The following is a 16663-nucleotide window of genomic DNA, read 5'->3' as shown; positions in this document are numbered from 1 at the left end:
TAAATATTTTTTAATTTAGATTAATTTGCTTTTAAGACTGTCGATCGCGGTATGATTAATTGCACTAGCAATAATAATCTTTACCCCTTAGTCCACAGCTTAATTTTCAAAACACTAAATATCTGGGCGATCGCAAGTTAATTACGATTTCCGATTAAAAGTGTAACTTTATATAGTACAAGCAAAAAAAGCCAGTCTTTAGAAAGTCTGCAAACCGTCCTTAAAGGTTTGATTTGTGAATAATAATTCACTATCAGACAATATTCCAAGGCTGAATGCTGTGCTACACTCGTGGACATAAAGATTATTTTCGGTTGAGTAACTCGTTTTGATTTCTAAAAACCGTCTCTCCGAATTTAACTCTCTACACTCCCTGAATTCGGAGATTTCTATGTCAATTTACGTCGGAAACCTGTCCTATCAGGTTACAGAAGAGGACCTAAAGCAGGCTTTTGCAGAATACGGAACAGTAAATCGTATTCAACTACCCACAGATCGGGAAACAGGCCGGCCTCGTGGGTTCGCTTTTGTGGAAATGGAATCAGACACACAAGAACAAGCTGCCATTGATGCACTTGATGGTGCTGAGTGGATGGGACGTGATTTGAAAGTGAACAAAGCTAAACCTCGTGAGGAAAGAAGCAGTTCTCCTCGTGGTAGCTGGGGTGGCGGTAATGCCCGCCGCAACAATAATCGCTACTAACTCGATTCCTGAAAATTTCACATTTAGAGTCTCCAGCAGATAAGCTAATCGGCATTTAAATTGCAACATAGGCACTGTTGCCTTTGTTTTTTATATTTCGATGCCACTTAATGACTAGCTCACCCTGGTTTAATAGCTTATTGAGTAAAGACTTTAACTCATCTACTGATTGAAATAGACGATGAGCAATGTATTCCTTACATGAATACCAGACTAATTCGATGATGTTGTAATCAGGACTATATGCAGGTAAAAATTCTAGGATAAAATTAGGTAGCTCTTGGGCAATTTTAGTGAGAATATCCTTACGTTTATGAAAACTAGCATTATCTAGAATTAAAATAATCTTGGGACCAAGCTCCTGAAAATCATCGGTGCTGAATCCAGAGCTTATCCACTCTTCTTTAATTAATTGATTTAGTTGCTGCAACTGCTCAAAAAAGATACCGCCCTCACCTTTTTTAATAAAAAAACATACCCGTTTGCGGTCTCCTTCTCGGATTCCTCCCATCACATTAACCCGACCACGCCGACGTTGGCCTGTAAGATTTTTGCGTTTTCCTCGCTTACCCCAATTCTTACGGCGAATTACACGTAAACTAAAGCCGCTCTCATCCCAAAACCACACCTGCATACGCTCTGCCTGCTCTCTTGCTATTGTTAAATATTGGGCACGTTTCTCTTGGAATTCTGCTCTAAGTAGAGGATCTTGTTTAGATTCTAAGTCATACTTAGCCCAAATGTAACTATACTTTTTTCGCTTTAATATCCTCCTAACTTGAGAACTACTTAAATCAATTCCTGTTTGTTCTGTTAAATATGTTGCTAATCTCTCTGCTGTCCATCGACCAAATTCATAACCCAAATCTGATGGTTCTATATCAACTGTTTTTAATAACAGTTCAATATATTCAGGCGTGGCTTTTCGGTTATGCTCATACTCTCGTTTATTATGTAAACTTTTTAGGTTATCTGGATCTCCATGCATACACCAGTATGCAACAGTTCTGGGAGAACAACCTAAAAATTTAGAAATTTCTTGTTGTGTTCTGCCATCATTTTGGAGCAGAATAATTAAAATTCTTTCTCTTACGTGCGGTAGCTCACTCTCCTTAAGAGCCTGCTGTAGCTGAGTAACTTGTTCCGAAGTTAAAAAGTTTTTGGCTGGTGGTGGCATAATTATTTTCAATCGACTCTGCATTTATATTATGCAGCTTAAATGCCGATTAGCTTAAAGCCAAAGGCTGCATTCTGCTGGAATATTTTATTTGGTATCTAGTCTTGAACTATTCATCAACATTAAGGAGGAATGAGAATGACACAAGTAGTTTTAGGGGAGAATGAAGGTATTGAATCAGCCTTAAGAAGATTTAAACGGGAAGTTTCTAAAGCAGGAATTTTCCAGGATATGAGAAAAAAGCGTCACTTTGAGACACCGATAGAAAAAGAGAAGCGTAAAGCAATTGCTAGGCACAAACAACGTCGTCAACAACGTTCTCGCTTCAATTAAAAGTCCAAGCAAATTTGCCCTTCCATTTGACATCTAGCCAGCATCTCTTCATTGTTGCCTATACCTCCGGCAAGCCACAAGTAATTAAGGCATACATCAATCAATAAACAGCACTGTTTGTATTAGCGCTGTACTGTTTTCTCAGCGCTAATAACTGTATATATTTTCAATTGCGTGAACTAAGTAGGCATAATTAAACATACAATAAAATCCTAGTTTGTAGTGAGCGATTCATCGCTCATAGCAACGTTTATCAGGACTAAAGTCCTTACTGCAAACTTTAATTTATTTATACATAGCTACTTAGAGCAGTTCGTAGGGGCGTACAGATAGCTATACGCCCATCGCTTGTACCTGATTTCACAAAGAAGCGCTATAGTTTGTTGAGTTCTCTTTACGGAACTCGCAGCAATATAAATGTATTCTCCCTCTGTATCCATAAAGTATTGTAGATATCGTTAGTCTGCAATCTCTGGCTCTGGATTTTGAAATAAAAATGTTACGACTTTATCATTTATTACTAGGCTCTATTTTGCTGGTGTCAATACCGGTGGGAGCGAAATTTCTTCTACCCCAATTTTCTCCACCCAAAGTAGTAAAAACTCCTACCGTTGCCAAACTTCCCAACTCTAATCAGGGAAATATTTGGCAGAAAATTCTGGGAAGTGCTGCTGCTCCAACTAACTGGCAAGTTGCTCCCTGTGAAGGAAATGCACCCCTGTTGTGTGTCTCCTCCAAAGGAAAACGTTTGGGTACGGTGGAGATTAACATTTACCCACTAGCAAACAATGAGGATTTCCGAAAGAAACTCTTAGCAGCTGGTATTCCAACTGCTTCCCTAGTAGACTACCAAAGTTCCAAGTACCAAACCCAGTTATTACCAGTACTTAAGACTTGGGTTGCAGACCACTACGCTGCGTTTGCCAAAGATCGTCAGGGTAAATATGGAAAACAGATTACTTTCTCATCCTACCCACCGCAACCAGTACCCGTTGGTAAACTTCAGGGAATCCGCTATGGGTTCGCTGAACTCAATCAACAAGGTGGAGTACAAGAGCAACATATCGGTCATGTTGCCTTTGATGGCACTAAAATTTACGTAATTACTACTGCATTTGACACAGGTACGCAAACAGGTAAGTTTGATAAACTAGAAAACTTGGCAATTTTTCAACCTTACTTGTATGCGATCGCAGCAGATTTGCATTTACCCCAATAGGCCTTGGGTTAAGAGGTTACAGGTTACAGGTAATAGGGAATAGTTTGTCCCCTGTAACCTGTAACCTTCTTCAATCAACCATCAACCTAAATCTCAGCTACCGCGCGTTCAATCAAGCGATGTGCTAAAGTTTGCGTGCCAGTGTGCTCATAATAATTTGTTGCTACATCCAGGAATGCTGCAAGGTAGTCCAACTTGTCATCAGCAATATCGGTAAAACTTTGCAAGTTGTGGACAACCTTTTGCGGCGTTAAATTATTGGCGCTAACTAACCCACTCATCCAACCTTTCACAGAGTCAAAGCTTTCGCCGATAAAGTTAAGTTTACTGCCAGCATTGTTCCCTGGAATCACATCTTTGATGTTTTGGAAAGTCGAGTTTTGTTCTAACTCCTGTGGATTTGTTTGATTCAGCCCAGATATCGCTTTGCTGATAAAATCTGGGCCCAAAGGTATCAAACCATCAACGCAAACTAACGCCACCATGCGGATCAGCGACTCACCACTATACTCACCTAAAGAGGCGACAAAATCCCCAATACTGTCTCCCGGAATGCCGTTAATTTGACAGAAGGCTACCAACTCAGCCACTAATTTTAATGTCAAATCAATGGTTTGGGCTTTGTCAGGTTTGGGAGTGACAGAGTTTAAAAAACCCAACAGAGGAATTTTTTCGCCGACTTTGTTAGCTAAAGCTGCTGCGCCAAGCGCTTTATCTGTATTATCAACAGTTTGATATAACCACAAGGCTGTTTGGTATCCTTGGGATTTGTCGTTGAATAGATAAATCGCTCGTTCGCCAATTTGCTGAATTAAATCTTCGTCGTCTTCGCCAGTGACTTTCTTGATAGTGTTGACAAAGCCAACGGTATTTTGCCACTCTCCAGGAGCAACAAAATCTAGGGACTTCAACATAGAAACAGTTAAGCCGCCAGTTGGCAATTGATCAACCAACTCAACAATCGATTTACTCACAAAAATCTCCTTATTTAGGTTTTATTATCTGAATGTTAGTAGTGCAAATCATTTCAGGTTAGCCAAACCATTAAGATTAAACTTCTCTAGCCAATCTTCGCGATCGCTAGCTGTAAATGACGGATCGCGAGAAAGTGCTTTTACTTGGTACTTGCCTACCAAAATTGCAGTTTGCGTTTTACCAACTTCTATTGCGGGATAACCACCAATTTTTTTAGTGCTTTTCGAGAACTTTGCTGCTGCACTGGGTGTGCTAGTGGTATCAGAAATAGACAGCACCGCTATATCTTTACCGCCTTTTTTCAACTTCGCTTCCGCAAAGCCTTTTTTCTCTTGGGTATAGACGCGTTGGTAACCATCACCAGCTTTTGGAAAAAGTTTATTAAATTCGCTACCCTGAGTTGCGGTTTTAGCTACCGATTGACCGCTTTTTTGTTGAGTGCTTTCTTTTTGTGCTTGGTCAAAACGTCCAGGTGTTTTTGGACTACAAGCTGTTGTCAGTAGTACCACTGACAATAACAAAGCGGCTACTACCCTACGCCCACGGTGTAAAATCATTCTTGGCTTCTCCTTGATACTTGAGCTTTGAGGCAATTATCTGCGCTGCTAGCAATTATTACCCGTAAAATTTACTTTTTGATAATTATTTCCTAACTTCTCAACTATAAGGGTCATTTCTCCACTTCAAAAAAGTGTCAAGTGTGACGCTTAACGGATTAATTAATCCAATGGAAAAACGCCCCCCCTTTCGGGAGAGCGTCTTTTGTCTACAGATAAGCGTGAAGAGCGTATCTCAGTTTATGATTAACCGTTGATAGCAGGAGCGGTAAGAGCTACAGGAGCAGAATCGCCAGCAGCCAAATCAAGAGGGAAGTTGTGAGCATTACGCTCGTGCATTACTTCCATACCCAGGTTAGCGCGGTTGATTACATCCGCCCAAGTCGCAATCACACGACCTTCAGAGTCAATGATTGATTGGTTGAAGTTGAAACCATTCAAGTTGAACGCCATTGTGCTTACACCCAAGGCGGTGAACCAGATTCCGATTACGGGCCATGCTGCTAAGAAGAAGTGCAGTGAACGGCTGTTGTTAAAGGAAGCGTATTGGAAGATTAGACGACCGAAGTAGCCGTGGGCTGCAACGATGTTGTAGGTTTCTTCTTCTTGACCGAATTTGTAACCGTAGTTAAGGGATTCGGTTTCGGTTGTTTCACGAACCAAGGAGGAAGTTACCAAAGAACCGTGCATTGCACTGAACAAGCTTCCGCCGAATACACCAGCTACACCAAGTTGGTGGAAGGGGTGCATCAAGATGTTGTGTTCTGCTTGGAACACGATCATGAAGTTGAATGTTCCAGAAATACCCAAAGGCATACCATCTGAGAAGGAACCTTGTCCGATGGGGTATACCAAGAATACTGCACTTGCTGCTGCTACTGGAGCAGAATATGCGATCGCAATCCAAGGACGCATTCCTAAGCGGTAGGATAGTTCCCATTCACGACCCATGTAGCAGAATATGCCAATCAGGAAGTGGAAAACTACCAACTGGTAAGGACCGCCGTTGTACAACCACTCATCAAGAGAAGCTGCTTCCCAAATTGGGTAGAAGTGCAAACCGATAGCGTTGGAGGAAGGAACAACTGCACCGGAGATGATGTTGTTTCCGTAGATTAAGGAACCTGCAACTGGTTCGCGGATACCATCGATGTCTACTGGAGGAGCGGCGATGAAGGCGATTACGAAGCAAGCGGTAGCGGCTAGTAAGGTTGGAATCATTACTACGCCGAACCAACCGATGTAAATCCGGTTATTGGTGCTGGTGATCCATTCGCAGAATCGATCCCATACGTTGGCGCTTTCGCGACGTTGTAAGGTTGTTGTCATTGTTTTATGATTGCGGTTATTTATGAATCAGGCGGTCTTGTCTTTGCCTGTGAAACTACTTTACACTGCTTTACATTTTTTAATCAACTTTTATTACTTCAGTAAAGCTGATGTAAGTTATTAGGTTTACTTATTTAAGCTTGATGTTTAGTGTTTGCGATTGTTCCAAATACATTGAACACAGGATTTATATATATTTACTCTGGCGTTAGCGCCCAAAAGATAAAATAGAAAGGAACATTGTTTTTATCAACTCTGAAATCGAGAGTTGATATGGATTACTACCAAAATTAGGAGGGAAGGTGTGACATGACAATTACTTTAAATCACACCATAGTGCCCGCACATGACAAAGAAGCATCGGCGAGGTTCTTTGCAAAAATTTTTGGTTTAAAGGTTGAGCTTCCGGTTGGTCACTTTGCTGCTGTGCATATAAATGATGCATTAACGCTCGACTTCGCTGACGCTGAAGCGTTCGAGCCACATCATTATGCGTTCCATGTCAGTGATGAAGAATTTGATGCAATTTTTGCACGCGTTAAAGAAGCGGGTATTGAATACAGTAGCGACCCCATGCATCAGAAGAAAGGACAAATTAACCACTGGAATGAAGGTCGTGGCTTCTATTTCTACGACTCCGATGGTCACAACTTAGAATTGTTAACCCGTGCATAGATTTTTGACATCAGATCAATGCATTACTTCTTGACTAAAAAATATGCTGTAGCATAGTCCGGTAATTGGCTGATATTCTGCCCAAATTCTGTTTTATTCTTAAAAATACCAGCCAAAAAATCGAGCTGATAAAGATTGGGTAAAAATGCTCCGCCTGTATCGGCGATGACTCCCATTTGCAGATGTTTGCGACCACCTTGAGTATGCTCAATCACAACCACCTTACCTAAACCAATATTTAAAACATCTCCAGCAAAAGTAACTCCGGGTTTGATAGAAATTTTTGCATCTATTTTGTATCCATAGCCTTTAATATCATCAACTTCTCTAAAATACCAATAACGCTTTTGTGCTGTTGCCTTTAATCCGCGGATATAAGCTATTCCATTGTTTCTATCTACATTAAAAAAGGCCTTATCACCATCGGTAAAATTAATCAGGATTGTTCCTTCCATAATTGCTTCTTCTAAGCCATTTCTGGTTAGATAAGCAAGAGTTGTAACTTTTCCAAATTCTCTACCACCTGGTTCATAAATACCAGACAAAACATCTTGCTTTGTGTATCGAGTGTAGAACTTATCGTTATTAGAGTTATCTTTTAAGCTATAAATCGGTATATTAAAAGTAGAGGTTTTCTTGCGGGAACCAGGGTGAGTAAATACAGCATATTTGGTAATTCGTAATTGTTTTTTCTGTTTACTTTTAGGGTTATAGGCAGACCATTTAATAACTCGGAAATTGGTATTAATAAAATTAGAGTCTTGTAAACGAGTAGCCCGGTTATTAGCAATATCCTCCTTCAAAACAGCAATCATGAAATCCAAAGTTTTGAGGACATCTGCTACAGCAACTCCTTGAGTAGCAAGCACTCCTGTACGCATAATATCTGGGTCTTGGGAAGCATAATCTTGAAAATATTTTCTAGTATTAACGAGAACAGCTAATAAATCTCCTTGATTGAATTTAACCTTACTATTTGGGAGTTTTCCTGGAGTAGCAATTTGGCTGCCATTAATGTTAAATTTATATTTTTTGAACTCATCAACAACTGGATAGGGTGCAGATGTTGCTAACAAATTCTGTCGAGATGAAAAAGCATTTTGAAACCTTGAATTAAGTTGAGCGTCAGCTTGATTTGAGGTCAGAGAAATCTGTGATTGAAGTAGAGCAGAATTTTCTTGTTGAGTAAATGACTGATTTTCTTGAGCTAGCTGTTTAGTTTTTGAGTGGGTATATAGATAGCTACTTGCTAAACTGACAAGTAATAAGGCAGCAGAACCTACTGTGAAGCGAAGTTTTTTGCTAAATAACATATTCATAACTGGGAAAATAAATTTCTAATACTAAATCATCAACTTGATGTTTCTATCACCTCACGCACTAACTGCGCCAACTTTTCGGCACTATCAGGAACTGCGATCGCATAAGCTTTTTCCTTCATATTTGCTAACTCTTGCGGTGACTGCAATAAATTCAACACATGATTTTGCAATACTTCAGTCGTCAACTCAGATTGCTTCAACGTTAACGCTGCACCCGATGAAGTAAATACGTCTGCATTGTAAGATTGATGGTCTTCTGCGGCAAAGGGGTAAGGAATCAAAATCGCTGGCGTTCCACACACTGCCAATTCTGTTAAGCTACCTGCGCCAGAACGACTAATAGCAAGAGTTGCTCGTTGCAACAATGCTGCCATATTGTTGTAAAAAGGTAAGGCTATGTACTGTGGATGTTTGAGACTGTCTGCTTCGGGATCGCGATCGCCAGTTAAATGTACTACATAAATACCAGCATCAAACCAAGCTTTTGCAGATTCGCGCACCAACTTATTTACTGCAACAGCACCCTGGCTACCACCAAAAACAACAATTAAAGGCACACCATCAGGAATAGCTAAATCCAGTGGTGCATTAATTGCCCCATCAAGAAATTGCTCTCTTACAGGAGTGCCAACATAGACATTTTTGGCACGAGGTAAATACTTAGCAGCTACTTCAAATCCCAAGGCTACCGCACTACACCAAGGGCCAAAAAAGCGAGTTACTTTACCTGGTAAGGCGTTAGATTCGTGGAAAACCACGGGTAAACCGAGAGAACGTGCCGCAATCACGGCTGGCCCGGCAATGTAACCCCCTGTGGTAAACACCCCTTGAAAATTTCCCTGTTTGAGAATTCGTCTGACTTCTAGAATCGAAAGGGCGAGTTTACCAAAAATGCGAATCGAGGAAAGTCCAAACCCTTGCTGAAACCCTTCAACTGCAATAGTATTCAAGGGATACTGTTTGGGGACAAGTTGAGTTTCTAGGCGATCGGGTACTCCCAGCCATTCTATTTGATAATCTGGAAGTTTTTGGGCCAGGGCGATCGCTGGAAACAAATGTCCACCAGTCCCACTGGCAGCTATTAATAATCGTATCGGTGCGTTTGCCATCAAACCTCTACCGTTTAGCGTCTAGCTTAACTAAGATAAAACAATTTGCTTACTTTCTCTAATCAAATCAGTAAATTCTTACCAATGACTAACATTATTACCGCCTTAGTGAGACGACAACTCAAATTTCCAGCAAATATTTGGCTAGTTTCGTTCCTACTGACCATTGGTTTAACAAGTGGTTGGCAACGTACTCAGGCGACGACGCCACAGCAATTATCCCAAGCCACAACAGCCCAAAATGCACCAACTGCTCTAACAAACCTATTGACACAAGTTGATAGCGCTGCTAGCCGAGGCGATGTCAGAGGGGTGCTGCAATTCTACAGTCCCAATTTCACTCATGGCGATGGATTAAACCTCCAAACTCTGGAAAAGTCTTTGACTTCACTTTGGCAACGATATCCGAAATTGCAATACAGCACGAAACTGCTATCTTCAAAACCTGAAGCCAATGGGATTATTGCTGAAACAGAAACAAAGATAACTGGCTTACCCTCTGGTAACGGTAATAAATTAGCACTCAATGCCACGATTAAATCGCGTCAGCGCATTGAAGGTGGAAAAATAGTCCGCCAAGACATTTTGTCCGAACGCACCTTACTTACCTCTGGCAGCAACCCGCCCCAAATTGATATTAAATTACCACAGCAAGTGCAAGTCGGTCAGAAGTATAATTTTGATGCGATCGTCCAAGAGCCACTTGGTGATGATTTTATACTAGGAACGGCGCTAGAAGAATCTATCCAAGCAGATAAATTTCTTAACCCTACACCCGTGGATTTGGAATTACTGACATCTGGTGGACTGTTTAAAGTAGGACAAGCACCATCGACCCCAGGTAGCCAATGGGTTTCTGCTGTCATCCTGCGAGGTAATGGAATGACGATGGTAACTCAGCGCTTGCAAGTGGTGAAGAAGTAGTTAGGAGTTAGGAGTTAGGAGTTAGGAGTTATAGACCGACTGATGATAAATTATGAACGATGAAACTTGTGCTAATTCATAATTCATAACTGTTAACTCCTCACTCCTAACTATCCTAATGATTTCCCTAAAAAATCAAATTATTTTGATTACTGGTGCAAGTAGTGGTATTGGTACTGCTTGTGCAAAAATCTTCGCTGGTGCAGGTGCAAAACTGATTTTAGCAGCACGACGGTTAGAACGTTTGCAGCAGCTAGCAGATACTCTGAGTAAAGATTTTAGTACTGAAATTCATTTACTACAACTAGATGTGCGCGATCGCAATGCTGTTGAATCTGCCATTGCGACTCTACCCTCTGCTTGGTCTGATATCGACATTCTCATTAATAATGCTGGCTTGAGTCGTGGTTTAGACAAGTTACACGAAGGCAGCTTTCAAGACTGGGAAGACATGATTGATACTAACGTTAAGGGTTTACTTTACGTCTCCCGCTATGTCGTTCCGGGAATGGTAAGTCGCGATCGCGGTCATGTGGTAAATTTAGGTTCCATCGCCGGACATCAAACCTATCCCGGTGGCAATGTCTACTGTGCTACCAAAGCTGCTGTGAAAGCCATTTCTGAAGGTTTAAAACAAGACTTGTTGGGTACGCAAGTCCGTGTAACTTCTGTCGATCCTGGTATGGTAGAAACGGAATTTAGCGAGGTACGCTTTCACGGAAATACTGAACGTGCCAACAAAGTCTACCAAGGAGTTACACCCCTAACAGCAGATGATGTGGCTGATGTAATATTTTTCTGTGTGACGCGATCGCCCCATGTCAATATTAATGAAGTTGTCCTAATGCCTGTTGACCAAGCTAGCGCTACCCTAGTTAATCGACGAACATCAAAGTAACCCATCTCATCCCATTCTAAAAAAGCTTACCCCTGCCACTTACTCTACTGAAGAGACATTTGGTAGAAAAAATGTAGAGACGTAGTAGTGCTACGTCTCTACAAGGGTTCTGGATAACGCATATTTAATTTCACCAAATATTTAAAGTCTTACAGTTGATGTTTCAGTTTACGTCTAGAGAGTTTGTTAAGGCTTTACCTACTCAGCTAGAGTGAAATTGATATATATAAAAGAGCAATTTTCAAATGACCATTTACTTTTATAAGGTTTGGCAGCCTTATGGCTGTTTTTCTAACTTTTCTCTCCACGAAATCCACATCGAGGGTGCTTACTGGCCAACGGTTGAGCATTATTATCAAGCGCAAAAGTTTGTAGGCAGCACAGATGCGGCAATTATACCTCTCATCCATGCTGCCACCACCCCAGAAGAAGCTGCCATCTTGGGAAGATGTAGCACTCGCCAACTGCGTCGAGACTGGGATTTGGTCAAAACTCAAATTATGCGAGAAGCTGTACTCAAAAAGTTTCTCACTCATACTGATATTCGAGAAGTTCTCTTAAAGACAGGTAATGAAATTTTGGTTGAAAATTCCCCAACCGATTCTTTTTGGGGCTGTGGTGCTAATAAAAGCGGTCAAAACCATCTCGGTAAAACTCTCATGAGTGTGCGTGAAGAAATTCGTAATTTACTCTCTTTAACAGTAATTTACGAATAATTTAATCAAAATAGTTACATTCAATATAAAGTCAGTAATTAGACGGGGAATAATAAAATTCCCCAACAAAAAATATTTTAAAAAATTACTACTAATTTAGTTATTGCTTTGAAGAAATTTTAATTAATTGAATGAATGGGCAAAAACGTTAAAAAAATATTTTTAATTTCAATAAATTATTCCAGTTCTAAATTAAGTAAAATTACTGGAATAGTTTAATGATTGAGAATATAAAATTAATAAGTATCAATAATTAAAAAATTCTTAGCTTTAGGCTTGATATGATACTTTAAAAGTCTTTAATGATACAACGGTTTGATATCTTCCTAAATCAACTTTACAAGGGCTACAGGGATCAACCAAAATATCTGATACTTTGCAAACATTCTCTAATCCATTTCCAAAAATATTTGTATGTATGCCCCTAGCAACGCATTTGTAGCAAGAATTTCTTCAAATGGAATGCAAATCAAAGCATTGTAAGTTGAAAATTCTCATCAGCGAAAAATAAATAATATATAAAAAATTATACTTCAGTCATGGTGTATATAAGCAATGACACTTAGGGATAAACCAAACGAGTTGCAGCAAAGCTTTGACCAAGGAAATTTACTGCACCGGATGACAAAACAGATCAGGCGATCGCTCGACCTTCAAGAGATATTAACAACTACCGTTAGCCAAGTGCGTTTATTTTTGGGCGCAGATCGGGTAAAGGTGTATCGTTTTGATACTGATGGTAGTGGTGAAGTCATTGCTGAATCTATTCATGAGCAACGTCTGCCATCCTTATTGGGGCAGCGCTTCCCAGTTGATGATATTCCAAAAGCTGCCAGAGAGATGTTTTTGTTAGTCGGGCAACGTTCGATTGTTGATGTGGCAAATGGGAAGATCGGGCTATCGCCTCTACAATCAAAAGAAACTGGCAAACGTTTAGAAACTAATATCTACTATCGGCAGGTAGACCAGTGCCATATTCAATACCTAAAAGCAATGGGCGTACAGTCTTCGCTGGTAGTACCAATTTTAGATTGCGACCCCCAAGAAGAATCAGCAAAACCCAAATTGTGGGGATTGTTGGTAGCTCACCACAGTGAACCGCAAAAGATTTTGAAGCGAGAACTAAAAGTGTTGCAGCAAGTTGCTGACCAAGTAGCGATCGCGATCGCTCAAAGTAATTTACTCACTGAAGCCCACGCCAAGCAAAAGCGAGAAGCTACTATTAATCAAGTCACTACACTATTGCATAAACTGCCGACAATCCAATTACAAGGAGCATTAGAAGAAGTTATTACTGCTTTCTGTGGAGTCGGTGGCAGACTTTACATTGCAGAGACTCAAGAATTGTACACCTGGGGCGACCAACCAGGACTCTCCTACGAGTTAGATAACAGTATTATCGAACAGCATCCCGTCTGGCAAAACTGGATGGCTGAGTTTCAACAAGGTAATATTTGGGCAACTACTGACCTCTATAAAGAACCACGTTTGCGAGTTTTGGCTTTAGCATTCCGTTCTACTCAAATTCGCGGACTCATGCTGATTCCCCTACATTACCGCGAAAAATTTATCGGTGTATTAAGTATTTTTCGCTCTGAATTTGAAACAGAAATCTTGTGGGCGGGACGATGCGAACAAAATCGGCGACAACTTTTACCCCAGCTTTCCTTTGAGGTTTGGCGAGAGCAGAAAAAGGGGCAATCAGCTGAGTGGAAGTTGGAAGACATCTTTTTGGCACAAGCGTTATACGATCATTTCTCAATGGCAATTCAGCAGCAGCAAATGTATAAACAGGTACAATCCCTGAATGCCAACCTAGAACAGCAGGTGCAAGAGCAAACAGCTGAACTGCAAAAATCATTAATGTTTACCAAAGTAATCAAGCAAGTCACAGAGCATATTCGCCGCACATTAGACTTGCAGGCAACTCTGCAATCCATAGTTCGGGAAGTCCGTCCCCTGCTAAATTCCGACCGAGTGCTGATTTTCTACCTGAAGACTAAATCAGTGATTGTGGAAGAAATTAATGGCAATTGGCAGTCAGTTTTAGGAGTGAATCCACCACCAGAATGCTTTCCTGATGAGTATACCCGTCTATACTGTCAGGGTAGGGTACGGGCAATTAACAACCTTTCAACGGCTTCTTTAAGTGATTGTCATCGAGAGTTTTTGCAGAGTCTGCAAGTGCAAGCAAACTTAATAGTTCCGATTAATATGGGTGTGGAACTATGGGGCCTACTAATTGCCCATGAGTGTGAGGCTCCTAGAAATTGGCAGGATACAGAAATTAATTTATTGCAGCAGCTGGCAGATCAGGCTGCGATCGCGATTCAACAAGCACAACTATACCAACAAACCTCTGAGGCTGAAACTGAAGCCAGAAATCAAGCTGCTCAGTTAGAGCAGACCCTACATGAACTCCAAGAAACACAGACAAGATTGATTCAGACCGAAAAAATGTCCGGCTTAGGACAGTTGGTCGCGGGTGTCGCCCATGAAATCAACAACCCCGTTAACTTTATTTACGGTAACTTGTGCCACGCGAGTGACTACACCGAACAACTACTAGAAATTTTACGTCTCTACCAGCTACACTATCCCCATCCCCATAGCGAAATTAAAGCTGCGATCGAAGCGATCGATTTTGAATTTTTGGTAGAAGACCTTCCAAAAATCATGACCTCAATGCAAGTAGGAACCGATCGCATCCGCTCAATAGTGCTGTCGTTACGCAATTTTTCTCGCTTGGATGAGTCTGAAAACAAGCGCGTTGACCTGCATGAAGGCATTGACAGCACTTTATTAATTTTGCAACATCGGCTGAAAGGAAATGCTGAATTTCCACGCATTGAGATAATTAAAGATTATGGCAACATCCCACGGGTGGAATGTTATGCCGGTCAAATGAATCAGGTATTCATGAATATTTTCACCAATGCCATAGATGCTCTGGAAGTAGGGCGTGGAAAGTGGCGGGTTCGGGGTGACAAGGAGAATAATTCATACCCAATTCCAACTATCCAGATTTCCACTAAAGTCTCAGCGGACAACTCTCGTCTACTAATTCGGATTACTGACAACGGTCCCGGAATGAATGAAGACGTGAAAAAGCGAATTTTTGACCCGTTTTACACTACTAAGCCTGTGGGCAAAGGTACAGGATTGGGACTAGCAATCAGTTATCAGATTATTGTCGAAAAACATGGGGGAATAATGGAGTGCATTTCAGAACCTAGCAAAGGTACAGAGTTCTGGATTGAAATTCCCGTCAAGCCTCCAGCCAAAATAGTTAACTAGCGGGATTGGGGGATGACGACGTAGGCAAAGAATCACTATTGGTTATTTACTAATGCTCAATTGTTAGTTTCAAAACTTAAAAATGGACTGAGCAATTTTTAAATTCATCCAAAAGATAGATGATAATTTTCTTAATATATAGGCTAAAAAATATCTATCACCGATCCAAGGTGTGCAATATGAATTTGATTAAAAATCATTTAAAAGTAAAGTTTAGTTGCAAAATAAATTCCTCCCAGCTACAAGTGATAATTTAATAGTTGAAGCTAAAAAAAAGCTTCCCGTGGCAGATATAACAGCTGCATTTGAAATGTTAGTAAGAGGTATAAGACGCTGTTTAACTTACATCTGTCTCGTCAAAATACAGCAACACCCAACACGAAAACTACTGTTTCCTGAAATGTGGAAGATTAGGGGGCACTGTAACTGATTTTCATTACTTGTTTACAAAAGTAATGGAAGTTAGTGCATCCCTGGCTATAATCAACAAAAAGAGGAGATAGTTCAGCGAGTAGAGGCTTGGGTCTTGTTGTATTTAAAAAGAAGTCTGAAAATAGGGACTCCTCTGGGTGTAAGATTATACGAAGTTGAATAGCGAGAAACAGTTAAAATAGCGCCTTATGTCAATAATTGCGCTCAGAGCGTGGTATCTACAGGATTATGAGCCGATTCCAGAACTGGAAAAACGTCTGCCGGACATTCGCTTAAGCAAAAAAAGCCTGCTGAAATCAGCATTGCGAGCAGACTTTTTGGAAGACAGTGACGAAGTTAAGAAATCAACTTGGTTTGGGCGCTATTTAGAAGGGGAAAATATTGAATTTTATATTGAAGGTAGTGGCGGCTATTGCGTCTCTAACATTGACTTAATTAGTCATGAAATTTATTTCACCAAGCAGGCGGTGTTAGCTCAGTTAGAACCAACTATTTTTTTATCGTATCAAACTGAGTACACCGCAGCGACGAATATTCTCAAAGAAGAACTGCGAAAAAGTTTGGACAATTTAAACTTGCGATCGCGTCTTCCCCTAACATTAATAGAATCCTCTCGTCCTAGCGGTGCTACTTTCCGAATTAACCGCACAATCATGCGGAAAATCCGTAAGAGTTTATTATTTATAGCTGACACCACGCCCATTGCTAGTATTGAAGGTAAACAAGCCTCCCAATTAATTCCCAGTCCCAATGTCTGTATTGAGATTGGCTATGCCATCCAAAGTAAACGGTCTGAACAGATTCTACTAGCGCAAATGCAACGCCCAGATTTTGAAGGTGAATTTCCCTTCGACTTACCGACACAGCAAATTTTACAATTTCAAGACACTACAGAACTGAATAAAATTCTGACAGAGACGATTAAAAACCAGCTAGCACGATTCAAATTGTTTTTTTGACCTGATTTCCCAATCAAACTTGCTGGCTGTTTTTTCTT

General features: G+C 40.6%; 15 protein-coding genes. 9 read left to right on the top strand and 6 right to left on the bottom strand.

The window, feature by feature from the left end:
- The first annotated feature begins 391 nt into the window (after positions 1 to 391).
- Positions 392 to 703: an RNA recognition motif domain-containing protein gene (locus tag V7K44_RS25535; protein WP_334935623.1), complete on the top strand. Its 312-nt coding sequence runs from the start codon at positions 392 to 394 to the stop codon at positions 701 to 703.
- Between the two features lie 55 nt (positions 704 to 758).
- Here the strand turns inward: V7K44_RS25535 and V7K44_RS25530 are convergent, their stop codons facing one another.
- Positions 759 to 1880, bottom strand: a complete 1122-nt coding sequence (locus tag V7K44_RS25530) for an IS630 family transposase (RefSeq protein WP_334935652.1) — start codon at positions 1878 to 1880, stop codon at positions 759 to 761.
- 138 nt (positions 1881 to 2018) lie between these two features.
- Between V7K44_RS25530 and rpsU the strand changes: the two genes are divergently transcribed.
- Both rpsU and V7K44_RS25520 read left to right on the top strand, forming a co-directional pair.
- Positions 2019 to 2213 carry a 30S ribosomal protein S21 gene (rpsU, locus tag V7K44_RS25525; protein ID WP_069073011.1) on the top strand — a complete coding sequence of 65 codons (195 nt, stop codon included), beginning with the start codon at positions 2019 to 2021 and terminating at the stop codon, positions 2211 to 2213.
- Between the two features lie 496 nt (positions 2214 to 2709).
- The gene (locus V7K44_RS25520) at positions 2710 to 3432 is read left to right on the top strand and encodes a hypothetical protein (RefSeq protein ID WP_334935621.1); all 723 of its coding nucleotides are present in this window, start codon (positions 2710 to 2712) and stop codon (positions 3430 to 3432) included.
- 86 nt (positions 3433 to 3518) lie between these two features.
- On the opposite strand, the gene V7K44_RS25515 is transcribed toward V7K44_RS25520, so the two are convergent.
- The 3 genes from V7K44_RS25515 to psbA form a co-directional block, all read right to left on the bottom strand.
- Positions 3519 to 4406, bottom strand: coding sequence for a hypothetical protein (locus V7K44_RS25515; RefSeq protein ID WP_322685843.1), 888 nt, complete (start codon positions 4404 to 4406; stop codon positions 3519 to 3521).
- 48 nt (positions 4407 to 4454) lie between these two features.
- Positions 4455 to 4964, bottom strand: coding sequence for a hypothetical protein (locus V7K44_RS25510; protein ID WP_334935618.1), 510 nt, complete (start codon positions 4962 to 4964; stop codon positions 4455 to 4457).
- A gap of 246 nt (positions 4965 to 5210) precedes the next feature.
- The gene (gene psbA, locus V7K44_RS25505; protein ID WP_334935616.1) at positions 5211 to 6293 is read right to left on the bottom strand and encodes a photosystem II q(b) protein; all 1083 of its coding nucleotides are present in this window, start codon (positions 6291 to 6293) and stop codon (positions 5211 to 5213) included.
- 309 nt (positions 6294 to 6602) lie between these two features.
- Between psbA and V7K44_RS25500 the strand changes: the two genes are divergently transcribed.
- Positions 6603 to 6968, top strand: a complete 366-nt coding sequence (locus tag V7K44_RS25500; protein ID WP_334935613.1) for a VOC family protein — start codon at positions 6603 to 6605, stop codon at positions 6966 to 6968.
- A gap of 23 nt (positions 6969 to 6991) precedes the next feature.
- Here V7K44_RS25500 and V7K44_RS25495 read toward each other — a convergent pair whose 3' ends face one another.
- Positions 6992 to 8287 carry a hypothetical protein gene (locus tag V7K44_RS25495; protein WP_334935611.1) on the bottom strand — a complete coding sequence of 432 codons (1296 nt, stop codon included), beginning with the start codon at positions 8285 to 8287 and terminating at the stop codon, positions 6992 to 6994.
- A 32-nt stretch (positions 8288 to 8319) separates the two neighbouring features.
- Positions 8320 to 9399 carry an undecaprenyldiphospho-muramoylpentapeptide beta-N-acetylglucosaminyltransferase gene (murG, locus tag V7K44_RS25490; RefSeq protein ID WP_334935609.1) on the bottom strand — a complete coding sequence of 360 codons (1080 nt, stop codon included), beginning with the start codon at positions 9397 to 9399 and terminating at the stop codon, positions 8320 to 8322.
- Between the two features lie 84 nt (positions 9400 to 9483).
- Between murG and V7K44_RS25485 the strand changes: the two genes are divergently transcribed.
- The 5 genes from V7K44_RS25485 to V7K44_RS25465 all read left to right on the top strand — a co-directional run bounded on the left by V7K44_RS25485 (position 9484) and on the right by V7K44_RS25465 (position 16625).
- Positions 9484 to 10323 carry a nuclear transport factor 2 family protein gene (locus tag V7K44_RS25485; RefSeq protein WP_334935607.1) on the top strand — a complete coding sequence of 280 codons (840 nt, stop codon included), beginning with the start codon at positions 9484 to 9486 and terminating at the stop codon, positions 10321 to 10323.
- A gap of 118 nt (positions 10324 to 10441) precedes the next feature.
- Positions 10442 to 11221, top strand: a complete 780-nt coding sequence (locus V7K44_RS25480; RefSeq protein WP_334935605.1) for an SDR family oxidoreductase — start codon at positions 10442 to 10444, stop codon at positions 11219 to 11221.
- A 245-nt stretch (positions 11222 to 11466) separates the two neighbouring features.
- On the top strand, positions 11467 to 11937 hold the full coding sequence (locus tag V7K44_RS25475; protein WP_334935603.1) for an NADAR family protein: 471 nt from the start codon (positions 11467 to 11469) through the stop codon (positions 11935 to 11937).
- Positions 11938 to 12492: 555 nt separating this feature from the next.
- Positions 12493 to 15234, top strand: a complete 2742-nt coding sequence (locus V7K44_RS25470; protein WP_334935601.1) for a GAF domain-containing sensor histidine kinase — start codon at positions 12493 to 12495, stop codon at positions 15232 to 15234.
- A gap of 620 nt (positions 15235 to 15854) precedes the next feature.
- Positions 15855 to 16625, top strand: coding sequence for a hypothetical protein (locus V7K44_RS25465; protein WP_334935599.1), 771 nt, complete (start codon positions 15855 to 15857; stop codon positions 16623 to 16625).
- The last annotated feature ends 38 nt before the right edge of the window (positions 16626 to 16663 follow it).

Origin of the sequence: Nostoc sp. (genome assembly GCF_036917235.1) — a bacterium.
Taxonomy (GTDB): Bacteria; Cyanobacteriota; Cyanobacteriia; order Cyanobacteriales; family Nostocaceae; genus Nostoc.
This window is presented reverse-complemented; position numbering and strand designations above follow the sequence as displayed.

What these genes read in the sequence shown, in the direction of transcription:
- rpsU (WP_069073011.1), top strand. Translation starts at nt 2,019, where the DNA reads ATGACACAAGTAGTTTTAGGGGAGAATGAAGGTATTGAATCAGCCTTA.
- psbA (WP_334935616.1), bottom strand. Translation starts at nt 6,293, where the DNA reads ATGACAACAACCTTACAACGTCGCGAAAGCGCCAACGTATGGGATCGA.
- V7K44_RS25500 (WP_334935613.1), top strand. Translation starts at nt 6,603, where the DNA reads ATGACAATTACTTTAAATCACACCATAGTGCCCGCACATGACAAAGAA.
- murG (WP_334935609.1), bottom strand. Translation starts at nt 9,399, where the DNA reads ATGGCAAACGCACCGATACGATTATTAATAGCTGCCAGTGGGACTGGT.
- V7K44_RS25510 (WP_334935618.1), bottom strand. Translation starts at nt 4,964, where the DNA reads ATGATTTTACACCGTGGGCGTAGGGTAGTAGCCGCTTTGTTATTGTCA.
- V7K44_RS25480 (WP_334935605.1), top strand. Translation starts at nt 10,442, where the DNA reads ATGATTTCCCTAAAAAATCAAATTATTTTGATTACTGGTGCAAGTAGT.
- V7K44_RS25465 (WP_334935599.1), top strand. Translation starts at nt 15,855, where the DNA reads ATGTCAATAATTGCGCTCAGAGCGTGGTATCTACAGGATTATGAGCCG.
- V7K44_RS25495 (WP_334935611.1), bottom strand. Translation starts at nt 8,287, where the DNA reads ATGAATATGTTATTTAGCAAAAAACTTCGCTTCACAGTAGGTTCTGCT.
- V7K44_RS25470 (WP_334935601.1), top strand. Translation starts at nt 12,493, where the DNA reads ATGACACTTAGGGATAAACCAAACGAGTTGCAGCAAAGCTTTGACCAA.
- V7K44_RS25530 (WP_334935652.1), bottom strand. Translation starts at nt 1,880, where the DNA reads ATGCCACCACCAGCCAAAAACTTTTTAACTTCGGAACAAGTTACTCAG.
- V7K44_RS25485 (WP_334935607.1), top strand. Translation starts at nt 9,484, where the DNA reads ATGACTAACATTATTACCGCCTTAGTGAGACGACAACTCAAATTTCCA.
- V7K44_RS25475 (WP_334935603.1), top strand. Translation starts at nt 11,467, where the DNA reads ATGACCATTTACTTTTATAAGGTTTGGCAGCCTTATGGCTGTTTTTCT.
- V7K44_RS25535 (WP_334935623.1), top strand. Translation starts at nt 392, where the DNA reads ATGTCAATTTACGTCGGAAACCTGTCCTATCAGGTTACAGAAGAGGAC.
- V7K44_RS25520 (WP_334935621.1), top strand. Translation starts at nt 2,710, where the DNA reads ATGTTACGACTTTATCATTTATTACTAGGCTCTATTTTGCTGGTGTCA.